This is a genomic window from Sphaerisporangium krabiense, from assembly GCF_014200435.1.
Lineage (GTDB): Bacteria > Actinomycetota > Actinomycetes > Streptosporangiales > Streptosporangiaceae > Sphaerisporangium > Sphaerisporangium krabiense.
The window spans coordinates 6261290-6281103 of the sequence record NZ_JACHBR010000001.1 but is presented as its reverse complement, the minus strand read 5'-3'; the positions used below and the strand labels follow the sequence as shown (position 1 = coordinate 6281103).

Below are 19814 nucleotides of genomic sequence, written 5' to 3'. Positions count from 1 at the left end.
AGAATCCTGGGCATCCGTTAACGCGCGGGGGCCCGTCACGGCGTTTCGCCTGCTCGACGGCTTGATCCGGAAACGTCATGGGGAGCGCTTGTGACCACGCCGCTTGACCGAGCAGGTGAGGAGGCGGTGAACGGCCCGGGCGACCCCGAGCCGAAGCGCGCGGCCGCTCCCCGCTACGCCAAGGCGCCCAGCACCGCCGCCGTCATCGGCTGGACGGGCCTGTCGGCCCTCGTCCCCGGCGCCGCGCACCTGCGCGCCGGACGCCGCAGGACCGGTTTCCTGCTCCTCGGGGCCTTCGGCGCCATCCTGGTCGCCGCGATCGCCTTCGCCCTGATCGTGCGGGCCAACCTCGGCCTGGCCCTGAAGGACAGCACGCTCGTGGTGGTGACCGTCGTCGCCGCCGTCGGCGCGCTGGCCTGGTTCGCGCTGGTCCTCACCTCCTACGTCGCCCTGCGCCCCGACCGGCTGCCCCAGAGCGGGCAGGTCGTCTCCGGCGTCGTCGTCGGCGTGCTGTGCGTGACCGTGATGGCGCCGTTCGCGCTGACCGCGAGCAGCATCGTCACCGTGCGGCAGACCGCCAACGCCGTCTTCCCCTCCGACGGCGGCGCGGGCGCCTCGATCGCGCCGGTGCGGCAGGAGGATCCCTGGAACGGCAGGCGCCGGGTCAACTTCCTGCTCATCGGCGGCGACGCCGCGGGCAACAGGACGGGCGTGCGCACCGACAGCATGACCGTGGCCAGCGTCGACGTCGGCACCGGCAACGCGGTCATGTTCAGCCTGCCCCGCAACCTGCAGTACGTGCACTTCCCCAAGGGCGACCCGCTGGCGGCGCGGTTCCCGAACGGGTTCACCGGCGACTCGGGGCAGGGCCTGCTCAACGAGGTGTGGCAGTACGCCGAGGACCACCTCGGCAAGGGCAAGGGTCCCCAGGAGCTCAAGAACGCCATCGGCCACACCCTCGGCTTCAAGATCGACTACTACGCGATCGTCGACATGTACGGCTTCGCCGCGCTCATCGACGCCGTCGGCGGCCTGCGGATCCGGGTCGAGCAGGACATCAAGTGGGGCGGCCACTTCGGCACCGCGGGCACGATCAAGGCCGGCTACCAGCTCCTCGACGGCGAGCACGTGCTCTGGTACGGCCGCTCGCGGGTCGACAGCGACGACTTCTCCCGCATGTCCCGCCAGCGGTGCGTCATGGGCGCGCTGCTCGCCCAGGCCACGCCGAGCGTCGTGCTGGCCAACTTCGGCAAGATCGCCAGCGCGACGCGGCACATGTTCCGCACCGACATCCCGCGCGACCTGCTGGAGCACCTGGTGCCGCTGGCCCTGAAGGTCAAGGACGCCAAGACCACCAGCCTGCAGTTCGTGCCGCCGACGATCTGGCCGGGCGCCGCCGACTGGGTGAAGATCCGCCGTCTGACCGCCAAGGCGCTCAAGGAGTCGGAGCAGTCGCGCCGCCCCACCCTGGCCGCGGGCGCCACCCCCGGCGCCCGGCCGTCCGGCGCCACCCCGGCCACCTCGCCGTCCGGGGCCGAGAACGCCACGCCGAGCCCCACGCGCTCGCGCGCCTCGGCCCCCGCCACCCCGCTGAGGACCCCGACGCCGAACGACCAGGCCTCCGCCAAGACCCTCGCCGACGCCTGCGGCTTCTGATCCCCCTGCCGGGCGAGGACCGGCGGGGCGTCAGAGCGCCCGTGCGGCGCGGGGCATCAGGGCGAAGGCGCCGAGGTAGAGCAGGCCCGCGACGACCAGCAGGCCCTCGTAGCCGATGACCAGGCTGAGGTACTCCAGGCAGCCGCCGAGGATGGCGCCGAGCAGGTTGGCGCCGAAGGACACCGTGGCGTCGGCGGTGTCGGCGAACCGCTTGGCGAACACGACGTTCGCCGCGAAGATCGGCAGGAAGGCGATCACGACCGCGAGCACCGCCCGCAGCGGCACGGGCAGGCCGAGCAGCCACGAGTTCGGGACGACCGCCGCGAGCACCAGCCCGCCGAGCAGCACCGCGTACATCACCGGCAGGGACGGCGTGCGGAAGCGGCGGGTGACCTCGACCGCGGCGAGCACCGCCACGAGCACACCCGCGAACACCACCGCGTTGACCACCCAGGTCGTGCCGAACAGCAGCGCGAACCCGGTGACGTTCTTGGTCTCCAGCAGCAGGAACGACACGCCGAGCAGGAACAGGTCGGCGTAGGGGCGCATGCGGCGGAACGGCCCGGCCACGGCCCGCACGGCGACGATGCTGACCAGCAGGATCAGGCCGAGCGCGATGAGGTAGATGGACGGGATGTCGCGCCCGTGCAGGTACAGGAACGGCCGGTCGTCCACGGCCGGGGGCGGGGTGTCGACCTTGGCCCCCGCCCATTCGGCCGCGCAGCGCTGCGCGGCCGGCGTGACGCCCGAGGTGATCACGGCCTGCCGGCCCGAGCCGACCTCGTCGACGCAGGGCTTGTGGCCGAAGGCGGTCTGCGCGGTGAGCGCGAGCCGGTCCACCAGCCACTGCTCGCGGTAGTAGTTGTACATCGCGAACGCGCCGCCGGGCTTGAGGTGGTCGCGGGCGGCGGCCATGGCCTGCTCGGTGAACAGGTAGCTCTCCAGGCGCAGCGAGCTGGCGCCGGAGACCAGCGTGAGCGAGTCGGGCAGCGCGAACAGGATCAGGTCGTACTTCTTGCCGGTGCGCTCCAGGTAGGCGCGGCCGTCGGTGATGTGGGTGGTGACGCGCGGGTCGCTGTAGGGCCGGTCGGGGTGGTAGGTGGCGCCGAGCTCGCGCAGCTTGGGGTCGATCTCGACGGCGTCGACGTGCTCGGCGCCCTTGGACAGGGCGATCGCGACGTCGGTGCCGCTGCCCGCGCCGACGATGAGCACGTCGTCCAGGGAGGCCGTGGCCGCCCTCTCGTACGGCAGGGCGTACTGGCGCTCCCATTCGAGCCGGTTGGCGGCCGGGATGGCCTGCTGGTGCGGGATTCCGTTGACCGAGATCGTCATGACCGGCACGCCGCCGTACGCCGACCGCTCGTAGGTGACCTTGTAGTACGGCGACCACAGCGCGCCCGCGGTCAGGGTCTCGGAGGCGAGCGCGGCGACGACCACCAGGGAGGGCAGGGTGACCAGCACGAGGTATCGGGTGAGCGAGCGCGGCCACAGCAGCACGCCGTAGGCGACGGCGACGATCACGCCCCAGACGACGGGCGGGGCGCTCGCGAACGACAGCAGCGAGAACAGGGCGATGCCGGTGAGGCTGCCGATCAGGTCGTAACGGTAGGCCTCGAGGCGGGGCAGCTCGGGGAAGCACCGGCCGACGAGCTCGGCGGGGCCCATGAGCACCAGGGCCGCCGCGGCGAACACCACCGGCAGGATCGCCCAGGCGGGCGGGCCGCTGGTGGACAGGCTGGTGAAGTAGAGCACGCCCTCGGTCTCGCGGTCCACGGTGACCGGGAAGATCAGGACGACCAGCACCAGCAGCGCCAGCACGACCGGCGAGTAGTACGGCTGGGCCTTGCTCCGGCCGACGCGCAGGAACCCGAGCCCGATGCCGAGGAAGGAGCCGAGCAGCACGAAGTTCGTGAAGTAGCTGAGGTGGACGATGTTGGAGCCCGTCCAGCGGATCAGCGCCAGTTCGAGGAAGAGCATGAAGGCGCTGGCGACCACCAGCCTCGGGCGCACCGGCAGCCGGTGCCCTTCACCCGTTCCGGATTCTGGACGTGACGGCGTGTCCACCTCGGCGATCATGCGTCACAACGTAGTCATCCTGCGCCGCCGGCGGAAGGGATTACCGAAGACCGGGCGGGGACGACGGGCAGGCGAACAAATTTCGCCCGCGGTTTCGTGGCGGCTCATGGTGAAATGCCAGTCGGCGCGACATTTCTGCAGGTAGACGAGCCGTACACGGATGCAGCACCGTGGTGACATCCGTTCTTCCGTGATCTCAGGTGGTGACCTCATGCGGGTCCTGATCCAGCTCCGTCCCTCTCCCGACATCGTCGCCGCCGTCGCGGCGCCCGATCTCACCGCGACCACCGCCGACGTCACCGGCGAGCTCCCCGGGGTCGCGCTCGACCACGACTTCACCCCCGTGCCGCTCCCCCGCGTCCGCCCCGCCATTCCCGGCGGCGACCCGCTCTCGCTCAACCAGCCGCTCGACTTCTCCATGGCGCCGGAGGATGCGTCCGTGCTGGTCAGGGGCGAGATCTCCGACGACGACCGCGCGGCGCGCACGGCGCTGCTGCCCGGCCGCGGCGGCTCGGTCGTCGGCGTCTACGCCGACCCGGTGATCGAGACCAGCCTCACCTGCGGCGGCACCCCGCCGGTCGGCACCTGGCGGGACGTCGAGCGGCTGCTCGCGGTGCCCCGGCTCACGGCCGACGGGTACGACGGCTCGGGCGTGGCGCTCGCCATCTGCGACACCGGCATCAACGCCGCGCACGTCACCCGCCAGATGGGCAGGAGCTTCACGATCGACGCCGAGCGGAGCTGGAGCCCCTCCGGCGTCTCGGAGACCCCGGGCGAGTTCCCCGTCGACCACGGCAGCATGTGCGCCTTCGACGCGCTCATCGCCGCGCCCAAGGCGTCGTTCATCGACATCCCGGTGCTGCTGTCGCGGCGGCAGGGCGACACGGTCATGGACGGCCTGCTGTCCGACGCGATCGCGGCGTTCTCGCACCTGCGCACCCTGCTCGACGCCCAGCCCGCCGCCTCGCGCGCCCTGGTCGTCAGCAACAGCTGGGGGTCGTTCTCCCCGCTGTGGGACTTCGCGCCCGGCCAGCCGGGCAACTACTCCGACAACCCCGCCCACCCGTTCAACATCATCGTGGGCAGCCTGGAGCGCGCGGGCGCCGACATCCTGTTCGCGGCCGGCAACTGCGGCGCCGAGTGCAAGGACCGCCGGTGCGCCTTCCCCGCGCGCCCGATCGTCGGCGCCAACTCCCACCCGCAGGTGCTGTCGATCGGCGGGGTCGACACCAAGGGCCTGCGCGTCGGCTACTCCTCACAGGGGCCGGGCCGGCTGAGCGACCGCAAGCCCGACGTCTGCTCCTACACCCATTTCGCCGGGTCCAAGGCGTTCGGCCCCGGCACGCCGGACTCCGGCACCTCGGCGGCCTGCCCGGTGGCGGCCGGCCTGGTGGCCGCCGTCCGCACCCACTGGCCCGCCTCGGCGATCAGCCCGGCCCAGCTCCGCACGCTGCTCTACCGCACCGCCGCCGACCGCAGCACCGTCGGGTTCGACTACGACTACGGGTACGGCATCGCCGACACGCCGGCCCTGCTGTCCGCGCTCGAACGGCGCGCCGCCGCGACGGCCAAGGTATGACAAGGACCCGCCGGGCCTCGCGGGACGGAGCGCCGCGGGACGCGTAACGTGGAGGCCATGGTCCTGATCACGGTGCGGCTTCCGCAGGAGGCGACCCTGGAGCAGGCCGTGCGCCGGCTCGGCCTGTCGGAGGACGAGGTCGACACCGGCTACGGCCTGGTCCCCCTCGACCCCGACGAGGGCCTGTACGCCCTGCGCGTCACCGAGGCCGCCGGCCACCGCGTCGCCCCCGACGGCGGCGGCCCGTTCTCCGACCCCCCGATCGAGCCCTTCGGCCCCCCGCGCTGAGGGGCACGGGGCCCGCGCCGGGTCAGGGACAGGCGGGAAGCGCCAGCGTGAAGCGGGCTCCCTCGCCGGGCGAGGTGCGCAGGGCGATGCGGCCCCCGTGCGCCTCGGCCAGCGAGCGGGCGATGGCGAGGCCGAGCCCGGCGCCGCCGGGTCCGGTCCTGCTGCGGGAGGGGTCGGCCCGGTAGAACCGGTCGAACACCTTGGCCGCCTGGCCGGGCGTCATGCCCGGCCCCCGGTCCTCGACCACCAGCACGGCCTCGCCGCCCGCGGTGCCGACCCCGACGCGCACCGGGGTGCCGTCGGGGGTGTGCGCGACGACGTTGCCGACCAGATTGCTCACCACCTGGCGCAGCCGGGCCTCGTCGCCGAGCACCGGCGCCGACCCCGGCGGCCCGCCGTCCGGGCCGGTCAGCGCGACCGGCCGTCCCGGGGCGAGGGCGCGCAGGTCCAGCCGGGCGTCGGCGGCCAGCGTGCGCAGGTCCATGGGCGCGAGGTCCAGGACGGGCGTGTCACCGCCCTCGTCGAGCCGGGCGAGCAGCAGCAGGTCCTCCACGAGGCGGGCCAGCCGCCCGGCCTCGCTCTCGATGCGGGCCATCGCGGGCCCGGCGTCCGGCAGCCCGCCCATGCGGTACAGCTCGGAGAACCCCTTGATGCCGACGAGAGGCGTGCGCAGCTCGTGGCCGACGTCGGCGACGAGCCGCCGCAGCCGCGCCTCGGACTCGGTGCGCGCGGCGAAGGCCCGCTCGATCTGGCCGAGCATGCCGTTCAGCGAGGCCGACAGGCGCCCGACCTCGGTGTCCGGGGCCTCGGGGCCGGGGACCCTGCGGCCGAGGTCGCCGGAGGCGATGGCCGCGGCGGTCTCCTCGATGCGCCGCAGCGGGCCGAGCCCCGCCCTGATCGCGAACCATCCCGCCAGCGTCAGCAGGCCGAGCAGCGCGGCGCCCGTGACCAGGTAGGTGACGCGCAGCCGCCCGATCGTGGCGGCGACCGCGTCCAGGGAGGCGGCCACGACCACGCCGCCGCCCGCGTCCGGGGCGGCCGTCGCGAACGGCGTGGCGCGCGCGGGACGGGGCAGGGCCAGCACCCGCCACGGCCCGGCCCCTTCCTTGTCGGGGACCTCGAACGGACGGCCGTCCAGGCGGGCGATCGCCGCGGCGTCGAGCCTCGGCAGCACGGGGCCGCCCTTCCCGCCGGGGATGCGCGCCTGCGGCCCGAGCGCGCCGTCCGGGGCGAGGTAGGCGACGTACAACCGGTCGATGAGGTCGAGCTTGGCGGCGAGCGCGTTCCCGGCCTCGGCGCCGGAGGGGCCCCGCGACGGCAGCTCCGGCGGGAGGACGGCGATCACCCGTCCGAACGTGGCGAGCTGGGTGTCCACCCGGCCCACGAGGTTGGCCCGCAGGAGGCCGACGACGATGGACCCGCAGAGGACCAGTCCGGTGGCCAGCAGCGCACTGGTGATCAGCAACAGCCGTGCCCGCAGCGACATCCTCCCCCAGCGGCCCGCGATCCCCCGTGCCGGACCCCGCCCCCGCGCGGCCGCGGCGGCCGCGCGGGGGCGGGTCTCGCCGGTCATCGGGGCTCGCGCAGGACGTAGCCGACGCCGTGCACGGTGTGGATCAGCCGGGGCCCGGACGCCTCCAGCTTGCGGCGCAGGTAGCTGACGTAGGTGTCGACGATGCTGGTGTCGCCGGCGAAGTCGTACTGCCAGACGTCCTCGATGATCCGGGTCTTGGACACCACCCGCCCCGCCTGGGATGCCAGGTAGGACAGCAGGCGGAACTCGGTGGGCGACAGCCGCACCGGGACGCCGCCCCGCGCGACCTGGTGGCCCTCGACGTCGACCTCCAGGTCGCCGACCACGAGCGCGGGCGCGTGCGGGCGGCCGGTGCGGCGCAGGACGGCGCGGATGCGGGCGAGCAGTTCCTCCAGGTCGAAGGGCTTGGTGACGTAGTCGTCGCCGCCGAGGGTGAGTCCGGTGACCTTGTCCGCGGGCGAGTCGCGCGCGGTGAGGAACAGCACGGGCACCGGAGGGCGGTCCAGCTCGCGCAGCCGGCGCACGACCTGGAAGCCGTCCAGGTCGGGGAGCATGACGTCGAGCAGGATCAGGTCGGGCCTGCGGGCGCGGGCGGCCTGGACGGCCTCGGCGCCGGTGGCCGCCGAGGTGACGCGGAACCCGGCGAAGCGCAGCGTGGCCGCCAGCAGCTCCCGCACGGTCGGCTCGTCGTCCACGACCAGCAGCCGCTCCCCCGCCCCGCGCTCTCCCCGCCCGTCCTCGCCGGCCCCCCGCCCGTCCTGGTCCATCGTCGCCCACCCCTCTGTGGTCCCCGGCGGCCTCAGGCGTCCCTGCGGCGCAGGGCCACGTAGGCGGCGAGCAGCAGCGCCGCGGCCCACGCGCAGGTCACGGTGATCCCGGCCCAGGGGCCCGGCAGCGCGGGGTCGTCGTCGAGGCTGAGCAGCCGCAGGCCCGCGGTGATCGGCCAGTAGCCGAGGACGAGACGCGCCGGCGCTTCAGGGTACAGCGGGGCCATGGCCGGGATCAGGATGCCCATCGTGGCGAGGACGCTCAGCGCGCCCGCCGTGTTGCGGACCAGGCAGCCGAGCGCGAGCCCGATCAGGCTCACCAGCGCGAGCAGCGCTCCGGTCCCGGCGAGGACGCGGATCATGCCGGGCTCGCCGAGGGCGTTGACCGGCACGTCCTTGGCGGTCAGCACCGCCCGGCCGGCGAACAGGACCGCGCACCCCGACAGCCACCCCGCCACCAGCGTGACGCCGGCGCAGACGATGGCCTTGGCGGCGAGCAGCCGGCCCCGGCGCGGCGACGCGGCGAGCGTCACGGAGATGGTGCGGGTGGCGTACTCGACGGTGAACGCCCGCAGCCCCACGTAGCCGGTGACCAGGTGGACGAAGAGGAACGCGCGGACGTCGGGCACCGGGTGGAAGGCTGCGCGCTCGGCGGCGGTGAGCTTGGCGAAGTCGGTGGCGCCCGCGCCGCCGAACAGCGCCCCGAAGAAGGCGCCGAGCGCGACGGCGACGACGAGGGTGATCCAGGTGGATCGCATCGTGGCGGTCTTGCGCCACTCGGCACGGACGGCGTCGGCCAGGCCGGGCCGCCGGTGCGGGGCGACGCGCGTGCGTCCCGTCTCGGTCGTCGGGCGTTCCGCGCGCGCCGTCGCGGACGCGTTCCCGGTCATCGGACGGCCCCGTTCGCGGCGCCGTACTCGACGGCGTCCCGGGTGAGCTCCATGAAGGCGTCCTCCAGGGATGCGCGGCGGGGTGCCAGCTCGTGCAGGACGACGCGCTCGGCGGCGGCGAGCCGTCCGATCTCCTCGGCGGTCATGCCGCTCACGAGCAGCTCCCCGCCGTCCTGGTCGCCGCGGGCGTCGTGGTCGTGCCGGACGGCGGCGGCCCCGGAGGCGATCAGGGCGCGGGCGAACGCGCGGGCGTGCGGGGTGCGCACGAGGACGCCCTCGGGCCTGGCGAAGGCGTCGACGGTGGTGTCGGCGACGAGCCGCCCTCGCGCGATGACGATGAGCCGGTCGGCGGTGAGGGCCATCTCGGCCATCAGGTGACTGGAGACCAGCAGCGTGCGGCCTTCGGCGGCGAGGTCGCGCAGCATCGTGCGGATCCAGACGATGCCCTCGGGGTCGAGCCCGTTGACCGGTTCGTCGAGCACCAGCACCTCGGGGTCGCCGAGCATGGCGGCGGCGATGCCGAGCCGCTGGAGCATGCCGAGGGAGAACCCGCCCGCGCGGCGGCCGGCCGCCGCGGTGAGGCCGACGAGGTCGAGCACCTCCTCGACCCGGCCGCCGGGCAGCCGGTTGCTCAGCGCGAGCCACCTGAGGTGGTCGCGGGCGGTGCGGCGCGGGTGGACGGCGCCGGCGTCGAGCAGCGCGCCGACCGCCCGCATGGGCGCGGGAAGGTCGGCGGGCCGGAATCCGAGCACCCGGGCGGTTCCCTCGGTGGGTGCGTCCAGTCCGAGGATCATGCGCATGGTGGTGCTCTTGCCGGCCCCGTTAGGACCGAGGAAGCCGGTCACCACCCCTGGCTTGACGTCGAACGTCAGGCCGTCCACCGCCAGGACGTCGCCGTGGCGTTTGCCGAGCCGGCGCACCTCGATCATCGGCCCGTTCCCGGGCGAGGCGTGTGTCGTGTCATGTCCCGAGTGTGCGTGATCTCGCTGGGGGGGTCCTGCGCGCGCCGCGGCGGTTCCTGGGAGGTCTCTGTGAGCCGCGCGGGTGCGCGCCGGGGGTGTCAGCGGCCGGGCCGGATCGTGATCAGTATGGGCTGTTCGGTGATCCGCAGGGTGCGCGGGGCGGGCATGGAGCGTCCGTCCAGGAATCGGATGGTGTCGGCGCCGGGATCGGCCGGCACCGCGGCGGTGCCCGATTCGGTCCAGAGGACGACGGCCTGGACAGGTCTCCGGCCGGCCGCGCCGCCCAGCACGAACCGGCATTGCCAGACCTGTGCCGGTGGCCCGTCGGGCGAGCCGCGACCACAGGAGGTGATCCGGGCGCCGGCCAGCCAGCGCTGGAGCGTGCCGACCGCGAGGGCCGCGCTGGTCGGTGGTCCGCCCACGGCCTGGAGCACGAGCGGGATCTTCGTGCCGCCCCAGTTGTAGAAGTACATGCGGTCGTATCGCACGTACATCCCGATCAGGTAGAAGCGCACCGCGTACGCGATGGCGTGCGCCTCGTCCAGTTTGCGATCCTGAGGGATTCGGTAGACGGTCCCGGTGCTCCACAGCCGCGGATGCACTCCGGCCTCATGGAAGGTGCGCTCGATGACGGCCGCGAGACGGACGAGGCTTTCGGGGGTGTCGCCGTCGTGCTGAGGGGCGAGTTTCACACCCGCGGCATCGCACACCTGGTACCCGCCGGCCGCGGCGAAGTCGCGCAGGAACTGCTGGGAGGCCGGCTCCCACAGGTTCCCGATCGAGGGGCACACGAGGGTCGCGGCCGGGTCGGCGCGGCGGATGACCGCGGCGGCCTGCTGCGTCATGCGGGCCAGCGTCGCGGCGTCGCCGGTGTAGAAGTGCGGTGAGGGGGCGAACGCCCACAGTTCGTAGGCGTCGATCCGGCCCGCGTATCGGGTGGCGACGGCCTTGACGAAGCGGACCCAGTCCTTCAGGTCATCGGGGGGCGCCGTGCGTGACCCGTCGGGGTAGGGGCCGAGCGGCGCGTCCGGCGCCGCCCACTGGGGCGTGCCGCCGAAGGTGTAGAGCACGGGGAGGTTCGCGCGGCGGGCGGAGCCGACGAGGCGGTCCAGGGTGGTCCAGTCGAACCGGTCGCGCGCCGGTTCTAGCAGGGACCAGAGGGTTCCGCTGTCCCATAATCGGACCCCGCCGACCCGGAAGGTCGGCATGGCCCCGCTGCTGCTGTTGATCGTGACGCCGTAGAACCCCGCGGCCACCGCGGTGGGGGGCTGCGACCAGGCCGGGCCGGGAATCCGTTGCGGCGCTGAGCGCCCGGCCGTCCGCCCGGCCGGAGAGGAGGCGGCCACGCTGATGATCACCACGGCGGCCAGGACACAGGCGAGGGCGATGAAGTGCATCGGCCTGCGGCCGCCGAGGGCGGGGCGCCGGCCGTGCACGGCGGATGTCGACGCCGGGTCCTGCGGGCGGGGCACCGCGCCCGCGAGACCCGCCGCCGGATCCGCGGCCGATGGAGGAACCGGCGGCGGATCCGGCACCGGGGTCAAGGGATCGCCGGCGATGGGCTTGCGGCCGGCGTCGAGGCGGGCGGCGTCGGCCTGGGCCCACAACCGGTACAACTCCGCCAACTCCGCCTTGCTCGCCCCGCAGGCCAGCGCTATCCGCTCCACCATCCCGTAGCTGTCCGGCAGGATCTGCCCCCGGCAGTACCGGTGCAATGTGGAAGCGCTCGCGCCACAACGGCCGGCGAGTTCCGCGTAGCTGCGACCGCTGCGCTCCTTCAGCGCGTGCAAGAGCGCGGCCAGTTCCGGCATCTTTTCCCCCACCCGTCAGGCACCCTCGCGCCCCAGCGCGGCAACCCCCCCAGGTCGCACCAATCTTTGCATCTCACTCGCCGGCCGGGACACACATCGCTCACGCCAGTGTCATGTGGCCCGGCGATCTCAAGGCGCCCGGGTCCACGACACCGGCGGTGGGCGCGTCCAGCCCGAGGATCACGCGCATGGTGGCGCTCTGGGCGCTCAGCGGGAGTAGTGCTCGACGACGAGTTGTTCGTCGACCAGGAGCGGGATCTGCTGGCGTTCCGGTCTGGTGAGCAACGTGAACGTCAGGTCCTTGAGGTCCACGTTCAGGTACGGGGCGGTGACCTCGTCGGCGTAGAGGCCCTCGGCGGCGGCGACGAAGGGCTGCATCGCGCGGGACTTCTGGCGTACGGCGATGGTCTGGCCGGGCTTGACCAGGTAGCTGGGGATGTCGACCTTGCGGCCGTCGACGGTGATGTGGCCGTGGGTGACGTACTGGCGGGCCGCGTAGATGGACGGCGCCAGGCCGGCGCGGAGCACCAGGGACGCCAGGCGGCTCTCCAGGATGGCGACGAGCTCGGCGCCGGAGCGGCCGGGCCGGCGCAGGGCCAGGTCCCAGTACCGGCGCATCTGCTTCTCCGAGACGTCGTAGTACCAGCGGAGCTTCTGCTTCTCCAGCCGCCGGAGGCTGTAGTCGCCGGCGGTGCGGCGGCTGGTGGTGCGGCCGTGCTGTCCCGGCGGGTAGGGCCGCCGTTCGAAGTAGCGGACCGCCTTGCGGGTGAGCGGCATCCCCGCCCTGCGGGAAAGCCGCACCTTGGGTCCTGTGTAGCGCACGATGACCTCGCTGTGATTAGGTAAGCCTTACTAAGGTGAGCCTAACCTTAGCGGGAGGCTCGCCACGAACGCGAAAGACCCCAGGAGCCACGCCATGCCCGTGACGGTCCCTCCCATTTCCGAACGTATCCGGAGCCTCGCCACGTCCGCCGCGCCGACCCACGTCTCGCTCGACGGCTCGGCCCACGCGACGCGCGGCGGGGTGGACGGCGACGGACGGCCGTTGCTGCTGGTCAAGCCGGGCGAGCCGTTGCACCTGGTCCCGGCCGCCGAGGACGTCGTGGTCACCGTGGACCTGGCCGCCACCCGCACGCTCGGCGGCGTGGACCACCCGCGCGGCCTGCTCAAGATGCAGGGCTGGGCCCGCCGGGTGCCGGCCGCCGAGGCCAGGGACGCGGCCGTCGCGGTGGCCGCGCGGTGCCCGGACGAGGCGCTGTTCGCGGCGGTGGAGGGCGGTCCGCGCGCTCCGGGGCTGTTCCGTGTGGACGTCGGGTACGTGATCTACCTGACCGGCCAGGAGTCGGGCATGCTGGACGCCGAGGACTACCTGGGCACCGGGCCCGACCCGTTCCTCGACGCCGCCGAGAGCATGCTGGACCACGTGAACGCCGCCCACCGGGACGGGCTGCGCCGGGCCGTCGAGGCGCTCACCGGCGCGCCGGCGCCCGAGGCGTGGCTGTGGGAGCTGGACCGCTACGGCGCGACCGTGCGGACCGGGGCCGAGTCCCCCGCACTGATCAGGATCCCCTGGCCGCGACCGGCCGCCGGGCCGCGTGACCTGGAGCGCGCGCTGGTCCACCTGATGGACTCGTCGCGCTGACGTCCGGGGAGGCGCCGAGGGAGGCGTCGACCGCCTCGGGCGCCAGGATGTGGTCGATGACCATGAGAGCGCAGCCGGTGATGCCCGCGCCGGGCCCGAGACGGCTGCGCTCGATGCGCAGGCTGCGGGTGGACAGGGCCGTCGAGCGCCGGTGCACCGCCTCGCGCACCCCGGAGACCAGCGGCTGGAACTTCTCGGCGACGTCGCCGCCGAGCACCACCACGGCCGGGTTGAGGATGTTGACGGCGCTCGCCACCACCTCGCCGAGCATGCGGCCCGCCCGGCGCACGACCGTCATGGTCTCGGCGTCGCCCGCGCGCACGAGGGTGACGACGTCGGCGAGCGAGGAGACCTCGCGCCCGCGGGCCCGCAGGTCGCGCAGGATGGCGGTGCCGCTCGCCACCGAGTCGACGCAGTCGATGTTGCCGCACCGGCACAGCACCCCTCCCCCGTCGGTGACGGGGATGTGCCCGATCTCGCCCGCCGCGCCGAGCGCGCCGCGCAGGATCTCGCCCCCGGCGATCACCCCGGCGCCGATGCGGGTGGACACCTTCACGAACAGCAGGTCGGAGACCTCGCGGGCGTAGGCGGCGCGGTACTCGCCCATCGCGACGACGTTGACGTCGTTGTCCACGAAGACCGGCACGGGGTAGCGGGCGGCGATCAGCGGCGGGATCGCGACGCCGGTCCAGCTCGCCATGACGCGGGCGCTCTCGGTGCGACCGGCGGCGAACTCGACGGTGGCGGGCACGCCGAGCCCGGCGCCGCGCACCGCCGAGCCGGGCCTGCCGTCGAGCAGGTCCGCCCAAATGTCCATGACCAGGGGCAGCACCACGCCGGGGCCGCGCTCGACGTCGATCTCCAGGTCCGTGCGGGCCAGCTCGGCGCCGGCGAGGTCGCACAGCGCGACCTGGGTGCGGCTCGCGCCGAGCGAGGCGACCAGGACGACGCCGCCGGAGGCGTCGAACGCCAGGCGCGCGGGCGGGCGCCCGCCGGTGGAGGGGCCCTCGGTGTCCTCCACGACCAGGCCGTGGTCGAGCAGCTCGGCCACGCGCAGCGCCACGGCGGGACGCGAGAGGCCGGTCACCCTGCCGATGTCCGCCCGCGTGACGGCCTCGCCGTCGCGGATGAGGCGGAGCACTTCGCCGGTGGTGGCGAGCGCGGGGCCTGATCGTCGAGCCATCGGCCAAGTGTAACCACACACTTTTGTAATGAGAAGTTCCTAAGTTCCACATCCTAAATGTCAAAACTGCGGTTGTGCGCGACCAAAGGTTCGGGCTACTGTCCGATCTGTCCTGGTTGGCAAAGACTTGGCAGATCTTCGGAGCCCCTCCCGTGCCTCAGCCCTCGAGCGCGCCGCCCGCCGCACCACCCGACGGCCGCGAGCGCCCCGTCGCGCACGCGGCCGACCTCGTCGTCTTCGGCGGCACCGGCGACCTCTCCATGCGCAAGCTGCTCCCGGCCCTCTACCACTGCGACCGGGACGGACGGCTCGCGCCGGACGCCCGGATCATCGCCGTCTCCCGCGGCGGGCTGGACGACGCCGACTTCCGCGGCAAGGTCGACGCCGAGGTGCGGCCGGGCCTGCACGCCGGCGACGCCGCCGGCTGGGACCGCTTCCTGCGCCGCCTGCACCACGTGTGCGCGGACGTCCCGGCCGGGCGGGACGCCCCCGCCCACCCCGGGTGGGGGCGGCTCACCCGCATGCTCGCCGGGCGCGAGGACACCGGCAGGGTCTTCTACCTCGCCAGCCCGCCGATGACGTTCGGCCCGTTCTGCCGGGCCGCCGACCGGGCGGGCCTTGTCACCCCGCGCTCGCGCGTGGTGCTCGAGAAGCCCCTCGGCCGCGACCTCGCGGGCGCCCGCCACATCAACGACGAGGTCGGCGCCATCTTCGGCGAGCACCAGATCTTCCGCATCGACCACTACCTCGGCAAGGAGACCGTCCAGAACCTGCTCGTGCTGCGGTTCGCCAACGCCTTCCTCGAGCCGATCTGGAACTCCCTGTGGATCGACCACGTGCAGATCACCGCCGCCGAGTCGGTCGGCACGCCCGGGCGGCGCGGCTACTACGACCACGCGGGCGCGCTGCGCGACATGGTGCAGAACCACCTGTTGCAGCTCCTGTGCCTGGTCGCGATGGAACCGCCGTCGCGCAACGACCGCGAGGCGATCCGGGACGAGAAGCTCAAGGTGCTGCAGTCGCTGCGGCCGATCAGCGGCACCGAGGCGGCGCGGTTCACCGTGCGCGGCCAGTACATAGCCGGGCGGGTGGACGGCCGTGCCGTCCCCGGATACCTGGACGAGCCGGACGACACGCCCCCGACGGACGCCTCGCGGCACGTGGAGACCTTCGCCGCGATCCGCGCCGAGGTGAAGAACTGGCGGTGGGCCGGGGTGCCGTTCTACCTGCGCACGGGCAAGCGCATGCCCGACCGCCGCTCGGAGATCGTCGTCCAGTTCAAGGACGTGCCGCACTCCATCTTCTCCGGGGGCGTCCCCAACCGGCTGGTGCTGCGCCTGCAGCCCGGCGAGGGCATCCACCTGCTGATCATGGCCAAGGAGCCGGGCGCCGGCGAGGTGGTCCCGCGGCCGGTGCCGCTCAGCCTGAGCTTCGCCGACACCTTCCACGCCCGCGTCCCCGACGCCTACGAGCGGCTGCTGGCCGACGTGCTGGCCGGCGACCCGACCCTGTTCATGCGGCGCGACGAGGTCGAGGCGGCCTGGGGCTGGATCGACCCGATCGTCGCCACCTGGGAGTCCGCCGGCGACCTCCCCGAGCCGTACGCCGCCGGGACCGGCGGCCCGGTGGCCGCCCACGAACTGCTCGGCCGCAGCGGCCGCGCCTGGCACGAGGAGGACCTGCCGTGAACCGCACCGTCCAGGAGGTCACCGAGCGCCTCGCCGAACGCAGCGCGGCCACCCGCGGCGCCTATCTGGCCCGCGTCGGCGCCGCGGCGGCCGAGGCCCGGCGGCGCGGCCCGGCGCGCACGGCGCTCGGCTGCGCCAACCTCGCCCACGGCTTCGCCGCCTGCTCCCCCGCCGACAAGCTCGCGCTGCGCGGCGCCGAGCGTCCCGGCGTGGCGATCGTGTCGGCGTACAACGACATGCTGTCGGCGCACCAGCCGTTCGAGACCTACCCGGCGATCCTCAAGCGGGCCGTGCGGGAGGCGGGCGGCGTCGCGCAGTTCGCCGGAGGGGTGCCGGCGATGTGCGACGGCGTCACCCAGGGCCGCGCGGGCATGGAGCTGTCCCTCTACAGCCGCGAGGTGATCGCGATGGCCACCGCGGTCGCGCTGGCGCACGACATGTTCGACGGGGCGCTGCTGCTGGGCGTCTGCGACAAGATCGTGCCGGGCCTGCTCATCGGGGCGCTGCACTTCGGGCACCTGCCCGCCGTCTTCGTCCCCGCGGGTCCCATGCCGTCCGGGCTGCCCAACAAGGTCAAGGCGCGCACGCGCCAGCTGTTCGCCGAGGGCAAGGTGGGGCGCGAGGAGATGCTGGACGCCGAGGCGCGCTCCTACCACTCCCCCGGCACCTGCACCTTCTACGGCACCGCCAACTCCAACCAGGTGCTCATGGAGGTCATGGGCCTGCACCTGCCGGGCGCCACGTTCGTCAACCCCGGCACCGGGCTGCGCGACGCGCTGACCGCGGCCGCGGCCGAGCGGGTCGTGCAGATCACCGCGCACGGCGCCGCCTACACGCCGGTCGCCGAGGTGGTGGACGAGAAGGCGCTGGTCAACGCGGCCGTGGCGCTGCTGGCCACCGGCGGGTCCACCAACCACACCCTGCACCTGGTCGCGATCGCCGCCGCCGCGGGCGTCGAGCTGCTGTGGGACGACCTGGCGGCGCTGTCCGGCGTCGTCCCCCTGCTGACCCGGATGTACCCCAACGGGCAGGCCGACGTGAACCACTTCCAGGCGGCGGGCGGCATGCAGGCGCTGATCGGCGACCTGCTCGACGCCGGGCTGCTGCACGAGGACGTGCTGACCGTCGCCGGGCGCGGCCTCGGCCACTACCGCGGCGCGCCCGCCCTCAAGGAGGGGGCGCTGGTCTGGGAGGAACGGACCACCGGCAGCGGCGACCTCGACGTGCTGCGCCCGGTGTCCGAGCCGTTCTCCGCCGACGGCGGCATCCACATGGTCAGCGGCAACCTGGGCCGCGCGGTGAGCAAGGTGTCGGCCGTCCGGCCCGAGCACCTGGTCGTCGAGGCGCCCGCCCGGGTCTTCGACGACCAGTCCGAGCTGCTGGCCGCGTTCGAGGCCGGGGAGCTGGACGGCGAGGACTTCGTCGCGGTCATCCGCTACCAGGGGCCGCGCGCCAACGGCATGCCCGAGCTGCACAAGCTCACCCCGCCGCTGGCCGTCCTGCTGGACCGGGGACAGCGGGTGGCGCTGGTCACCGACGGCCGCATGTCGGGGGCGTCGGGCAAGGTGCCCGCCGCGATCCACCTGTCGCCCGAGGCCGCCGACGGCGGGCCGATCGCGCTGGTGCGCGACGGCGACCTCCTGCGGCTGGACGCGGCGGCCGGCACGCTGGACCTGCTCGTCCCGGCCGCCGAGCTGGCCGCCCGCACGCCCGCGGGCCGGCCCCTGACGGACGAGGAGTGGGTGGGCACCGGACGCGAGCTGTTCGCCGTCTTCCGCCACGCCGCGGGACCGGCCGAGCGCGGCGGCGGCATCTTCGCGCCGAGCGGCGCGGAGGGCCGGGCGACGCCCACGGCCGGCGAGACCGGCGGCGCGGCGGCGTCCACGGCCCTCGGTGCCGGCGAGGCCGCGGCGTTCGCGGCGAGCGGCGCGTGAGCCCGCCGCCGCCTCCCACGCCGGAGGCTCCCTGGCTGGTCGCCGACGTCGGCGGCACCAACGCCCGCTTCGGGCTGGTGACCCGGCCGGGTGGACGTCCGGAGCGGGTCGTCGTGCTCCCGGGGGCCGAGCACGACGGCCTGCCCGGCGCCGTCCACGCCTACCTCGCCGGCCACGTGGGCGTGCGCGCCGCGGCGGCGTGCCTGGCCGTCGCGGGCCCGGTCAACGCCGACCGCTACCGGTGCACCAACGCGGGCTGGTCGGGCTCGGTCAACGACCTCGGCATCCCGCACGTCGAGCTGCTCAACGACTTCGAGGCGCTCGCCCTGGCCCTGCCCCGCCTGGACGGCGCCGACCTCGCCGCCCTCGGCGGGCCCGACCCGGCGCCCGGCATGGTGAAGGCCGTGCTGGGCCCGGGCACGGGCCTCGGCGTGGCCGGGCTGGTGCCCGCGCGCGGCGGCTGGGTGCCGGTGCCCGGCGAGGGCGGCCACGTCTCCGCGCCCGCCGTCACCGAGCTGGAGTACGAGGTCGTGCGCGCGCTGCGTGCCGACGGGATGCCGTTCGTGGACGCCGAGCACCTGCTGTCCGGGCCGGGCCTGACCCGGCTGCGGCACGGGCTCGCGCTGGTGGAGGGCGTCCGCGCCGCCCCGCTGCCCGCCTCGGAGGTCGTGGCGCGCCTCGACGACTCGCTGTGCGCGCGTACGGTGGAGGTGTTCTGCGGGCTGCTGGGGAGCTTCGCGGCCAACGTCGCGCTCACCTTGGGGGCCAGGGGCGGCGTCTATCTCGGAGGGGGCATCGTGCCGAGGATCGTCGAACGGATCCGCGCGAGCGACTTCCGGCGCCGGTTCGAGGCCAACCTCGTCCTGTCCGGCTACCTGACCGGCATCGCCACCACCGCGATCGTCGCCGAACAGCCCGCGCTGACCGGCGCGGCGGCCTGGCTCGCCCAGCGGGCGGCCCTCCCCTCTCCCACCGCCTCCGGCCCGGCCGCCACCGCGCCGGGCCGGACCGCCCTCACCGCAAGGAGCACCACCCCGTGAGCATCCTCGACCTCGCCCCCGTCATCCCCGTCGTGGTCGTCGACGACGCGCGGGCGGCCGTCCCCCTCGCCCGCGCCCTGGTGGCGGGCGGGCTGCCGGCCATCGAGGTGACGCTGCGCACGCCCGCGGCCCTGGCGGCCATCGCCGCCATCGCCGCCGAGGTGCCGGACGCCGTGGTCGGCGCGGGCACGGTGCGCACGCCGGCCGACGTGACCGCCGCCGCGGGCGTGGGCGCGCGGTTCCTGGTCAGCCCCGGCGCGACGCCCGCCCTGCTCGACGCCATGGACGGCAGCGGCCTGCCGTTCCTGCCGGGCGCGGCGACCGCCTCGGAGGTGCTGGCGCTGGCCGAGCGCGGGCTGACCGAGCTGAAGTTCTTCCCCGCGGGCCCCGCGGGCGGCGTCGCCTACCTCAAGGCCCTGGCCGGGCCGATCCCCGGCGTGCGGTTCTGCCCGACCGGCGGCATCCGCCCGGAGACGGCCCCCGAGTACCTGGCGCTGCCCAACGTCGGCTGCGTCGGCGGCACCTGGCTGACCCCCGCCGACGCGCTCGCCGCCGGGGACTACACCCGCGTCGAGAAGCTCGCCGCGGAGGCCGCCGCGCTGCGCGCCTGACCTGGTGCGCGGGCCGGGTCCGCGCCAGGGTACGGTTAGGCGCCGCGTGATCGGCGAAGCGGCCGGCGTCCGGGCGGGGTGACCGCCCGGTGGCCGGAATGTTCCCGCTTCGCCCCGTCACGCCGGCCATGACCTCGTCCGCGCCCCTCCTCC

The 19814-nt window shown here is 74.4% G+C and carries 16 protein-coding genes; 8 read left to right on the top strand and 8 right to left on the bottom strand.

Translation table 11 applies throughout. From position 1 onward, the window contains the following. Positions 1–90: 90 nt before the first annotated feature. Positions 91–1656: an LCP family protein gene (locus BJ981_RS39425; RefSeq protein WP_184615167.1), complete on the top strand. Its 1566-nt coding sequence runs from the start codon at positions 91–93 to the stop codon at positions 1654–1656. A 30-nt stretch (positions 1657–1686) separates the two neighbouring features. Here BJ981_RS39425 and BJ981_RS27495 read toward each other — a convergent pair whose 3' ends face one another. Then, positions 1687–3732: a spermine/spermidine synthase domain-containing protein gene (locus tag BJ981_RS27495; RefSeq protein WP_184615165.1), complete on the bottom strand. Its 2046-nt coding sequence runs from the start codon at positions 3730–3732 to the stop codon at positions 1687–1689. A gap of 211 nt (positions 3733–3943) precedes the next feature. Between BJ981_RS27495 and BJ981_RS27490 the strand changes: the two genes are divergently transcribed. Together BJ981_RS27490 and BJ981_RS27485 are read left to right on the top strand one after the other, a co-directional pair. Further along, positions 3944–5311 carry a S8 family serine peptidase gene (locus BJ981_RS27490; RefSeq protein WP_184615163.1) on the top strand — a complete coding sequence of 456 codons (1368 nt, stop codon included), beginning with the start codon at positions 3944–3946 and terminating at the stop codon, positions 5309–5311. A gap of 57 nt (positions 5312–5368) precedes the next feature. After that, the gene (locus BJ981_RS27485; RefSeq protein WP_184615161.1) at positions 5369–5599 is read left to right on the top strand and encodes a hypothetical protein; all 231 of its coding nucleotides are present in this window, start codon (positions 5369–5371) and stop codon (positions 5597–5599) included. 22 nt (positions 5600–5621) lie between these two features. Here the strand turns inward: BJ981_RS27485 and BJ981_RS27480 are convergent, their stop codons facing one another. From BJ981_RS27480 to rpsD, 6 genes are all read right to left on the bottom strand, one after another. Continuing rightward, positions 5622–7085: a sensor histidine kinase gene (locus BJ981_RS27480; protein WP_184616436.1), complete on the bottom strand. Its 1464-nt coding sequence runs from the start codon at positions 7083–7085 to the stop codon at positions 5622–5624. Between the two features lie 83 nt (positions 7086–7168). After that, positions 7169–7900, bottom strand: a complete 732-nt coding sequence (locus BJ981_RS27475; RefSeq protein ID WP_184615159.1) for a response regulator transcription factor — start codon at positions 7898–7900, stop codon at positions 7169–7171. A gap of 32 nt (positions 7901–7932) precedes the next feature. Next, on the bottom strand, positions 7933–8790 hold the full coding sequence (locus BJ981_RS27470; protein ID WP_184615157.1) for an ABC transporter permease: 858 nt from the start codon (positions 8788–8790) through the stop codon (positions 7933–7935). After that, entirely contained in the window at positions 8787–9719 is a 933-nt protein-coding gene (locus BJ981_RS27465; protein WP_184615155.1) for an ABC transporter ATP-binding protein, read from the bottom strand. Before BJ981_RS27465 ends, BJ981_RS27470 begins: the two co-directional genes overlap by 4 nt. A 131-nt stretch (positions 9720–9850) precedes the next feature. After that, positions 9851–11575, bottom strand: a complete 1725-nt coding sequence (locus BJ981_RS27460; protein WP_204070411.1) for a helix-turn-helix domain-containing protein — start codon at positions 11573–11575, stop codon at positions 9851–9853. 195 nt (positions 11576–11770) lie between these two features. Then, positions 11771–12385: a 30S ribosomal protein S4 gene (gene rpsD / locus BJ981_RS27455; protein ID WP_184615148.1), complete on the bottom strand. Its 615-nt coding sequence runs from the start codon at positions 12383–12385 to the stop codon at positions 11771–11773. A 94-nt stretch (positions 12386–12479) separates the two neighbouring features. Here rpsD and BJ981_RS27450 point away from each other — a divergent pair, with 94 nt between their 5' ends. Beyond that, positions 12480–13205 (top strand): DUF2470 domain-containing protein, encoded by a 726-nt coding sequence (locus BJ981_RS27450; RefSeq protein WP_184615140.1) that lies wholly within the window; start codon positions 12480–12482, stop codon positions 13203–13205. Here the strand turns inward: BJ981_RS27450 and BJ981_RS27445 are convergent. After that, the gene (locus BJ981_RS27445) at positions 13123–14388 is read right to left on the bottom strand and encodes an ROK family transcriptional regulator (protein ID WP_184615138.1); all 1266 of its coding nucleotides are present in this window, start codon (positions 14386–14388) and stop codon (positions 13123–13125) included. The genes BJ981_RS27450 and BJ981_RS27445 overlap by 83 nt on opposite strands. 152 nt (positions 14389–14540) lie before the next feature. On the opposite strand from BJ981_RS27445, the gene zwf reads away from it, so the two are divergent. The 4 genes from zwf to eda are packed head-to-tail and all read left to right on the top strand — an operon-like array spanning position 14541 to position 19661. Further along, complete coding sequence (zwf, locus tag BJ981_RS27440; protein ID WP_184615136.1) at positions 14541–16076, top strand: glucose-6-phosphate dehydrogenase; 1536 nt, start codon at positions 14541–14543, stop codon at positions 16074–16076. Next, positions 16073–18010, top strand: coding sequence for a phosphogluconate dehydratase (gene edd / locus BJ981_RS27435; protein WP_184615134.1), 1938 nt, complete (start codon positions 16073–16075; stop codon positions 18008–18010). Before zwf ends, edd begins: the two co-directional genes overlap by 4 nt. After that, positions 18007–19050, top strand: coding sequence for a glucokinase (locus BJ981_RS27430; protein WP_184615132.1), 1044 nt, complete (start codon positions 18007–18009; stop codon positions 19048–19050). The genes edd and BJ981_RS27430 overlap by 4 nt, the downstream gene beginning before the upstream one ends. Next, positions 19047–19661, top strand: a complete 615-nt coding sequence (gene eda, locus BJ981_RS27425) for a bifunctional 4-hydroxy-2-oxoglutarate aldolase/2-dehydro-3-deoxy-phosphogluconate aldolase (protein ID WP_184615130.1) — start codon at positions 19047–19049, stop codon at positions 19659–19661. Before BJ981_RS27430 ends, eda begins: the two co-directional genes overlap by 4 nt. The last annotated feature ends 153 nt before the right edge of the window (positions 19662–19814 follow it).

Excerpts from the sequence above, each read along its gene's own strand:
- BJ981_RS27445 (WP_184615138.1), bottom strand. The coding sequence starts at position 14,388 with ATGGCTCGACGATCAGGCCCCGCGCTCGCCACCACCGGCGAAGTGCTC.
- BJ981_RS27490 (WP_184615163.1), top strand. The coding sequence starts at position 3,944 with ATGCGGGTCCTGATCCAGCTCCGTCCCTCTCCCGACATCGTCGCCGCC.
- BJ981_RS27470 (WP_184615157.1), bottom strand. The coding sequence starts at position 8,790 with ATGACCGGGAACGCGTCCGCGACGGCGCGCGCGGAACGCCCGACGACC.
- BJ981_RS27475 (WP_184615159.1), bottom strand. The coding sequence starts at position 7,900 with ATGGACCAGGACGGGCGGGGGGCCGGCGAGGACGGGCGGGGAGAGCGC.
- BJ981_RS27465 (WP_184615155.1), bottom strand. The coding sequence starts at position 9,719 with ATGATCGAGGTGCGCCGGCTCGGCAAACGCCACGGCGACGTCCTGGCG.
- BJ981_RS27485 (WP_184615161.1), top strand. The coding sequence starts at position 5,369 with ATGGTCCTGATCACGGTGCGGCTTCCGCAGGAGGCGACCCTGGAGCAG.
- BJ981_RS27450 (WP_184615140.1), top strand. The coding sequence starts at position 12,480 with ATGCCCGTGACGGTCCCTCCCATTTCCGAACGTATCCGGAGCCTCGCC.
- BJ981_RS27495 (WP_184615165.1), bottom strand. The coding sequence starts at position 3,732 with ATGATCGCCGAGGTGGACACGCCGTCACGTCCAGAATCCGGAACGGGT.
- BJ981_RS27480 (WP_184616436.1), bottom strand. The coding sequence starts at position 7,085 with ATGTCGCTGCGGGCACGGCTGTTGCTGATCACCAGTGCGCTGCTGGCC.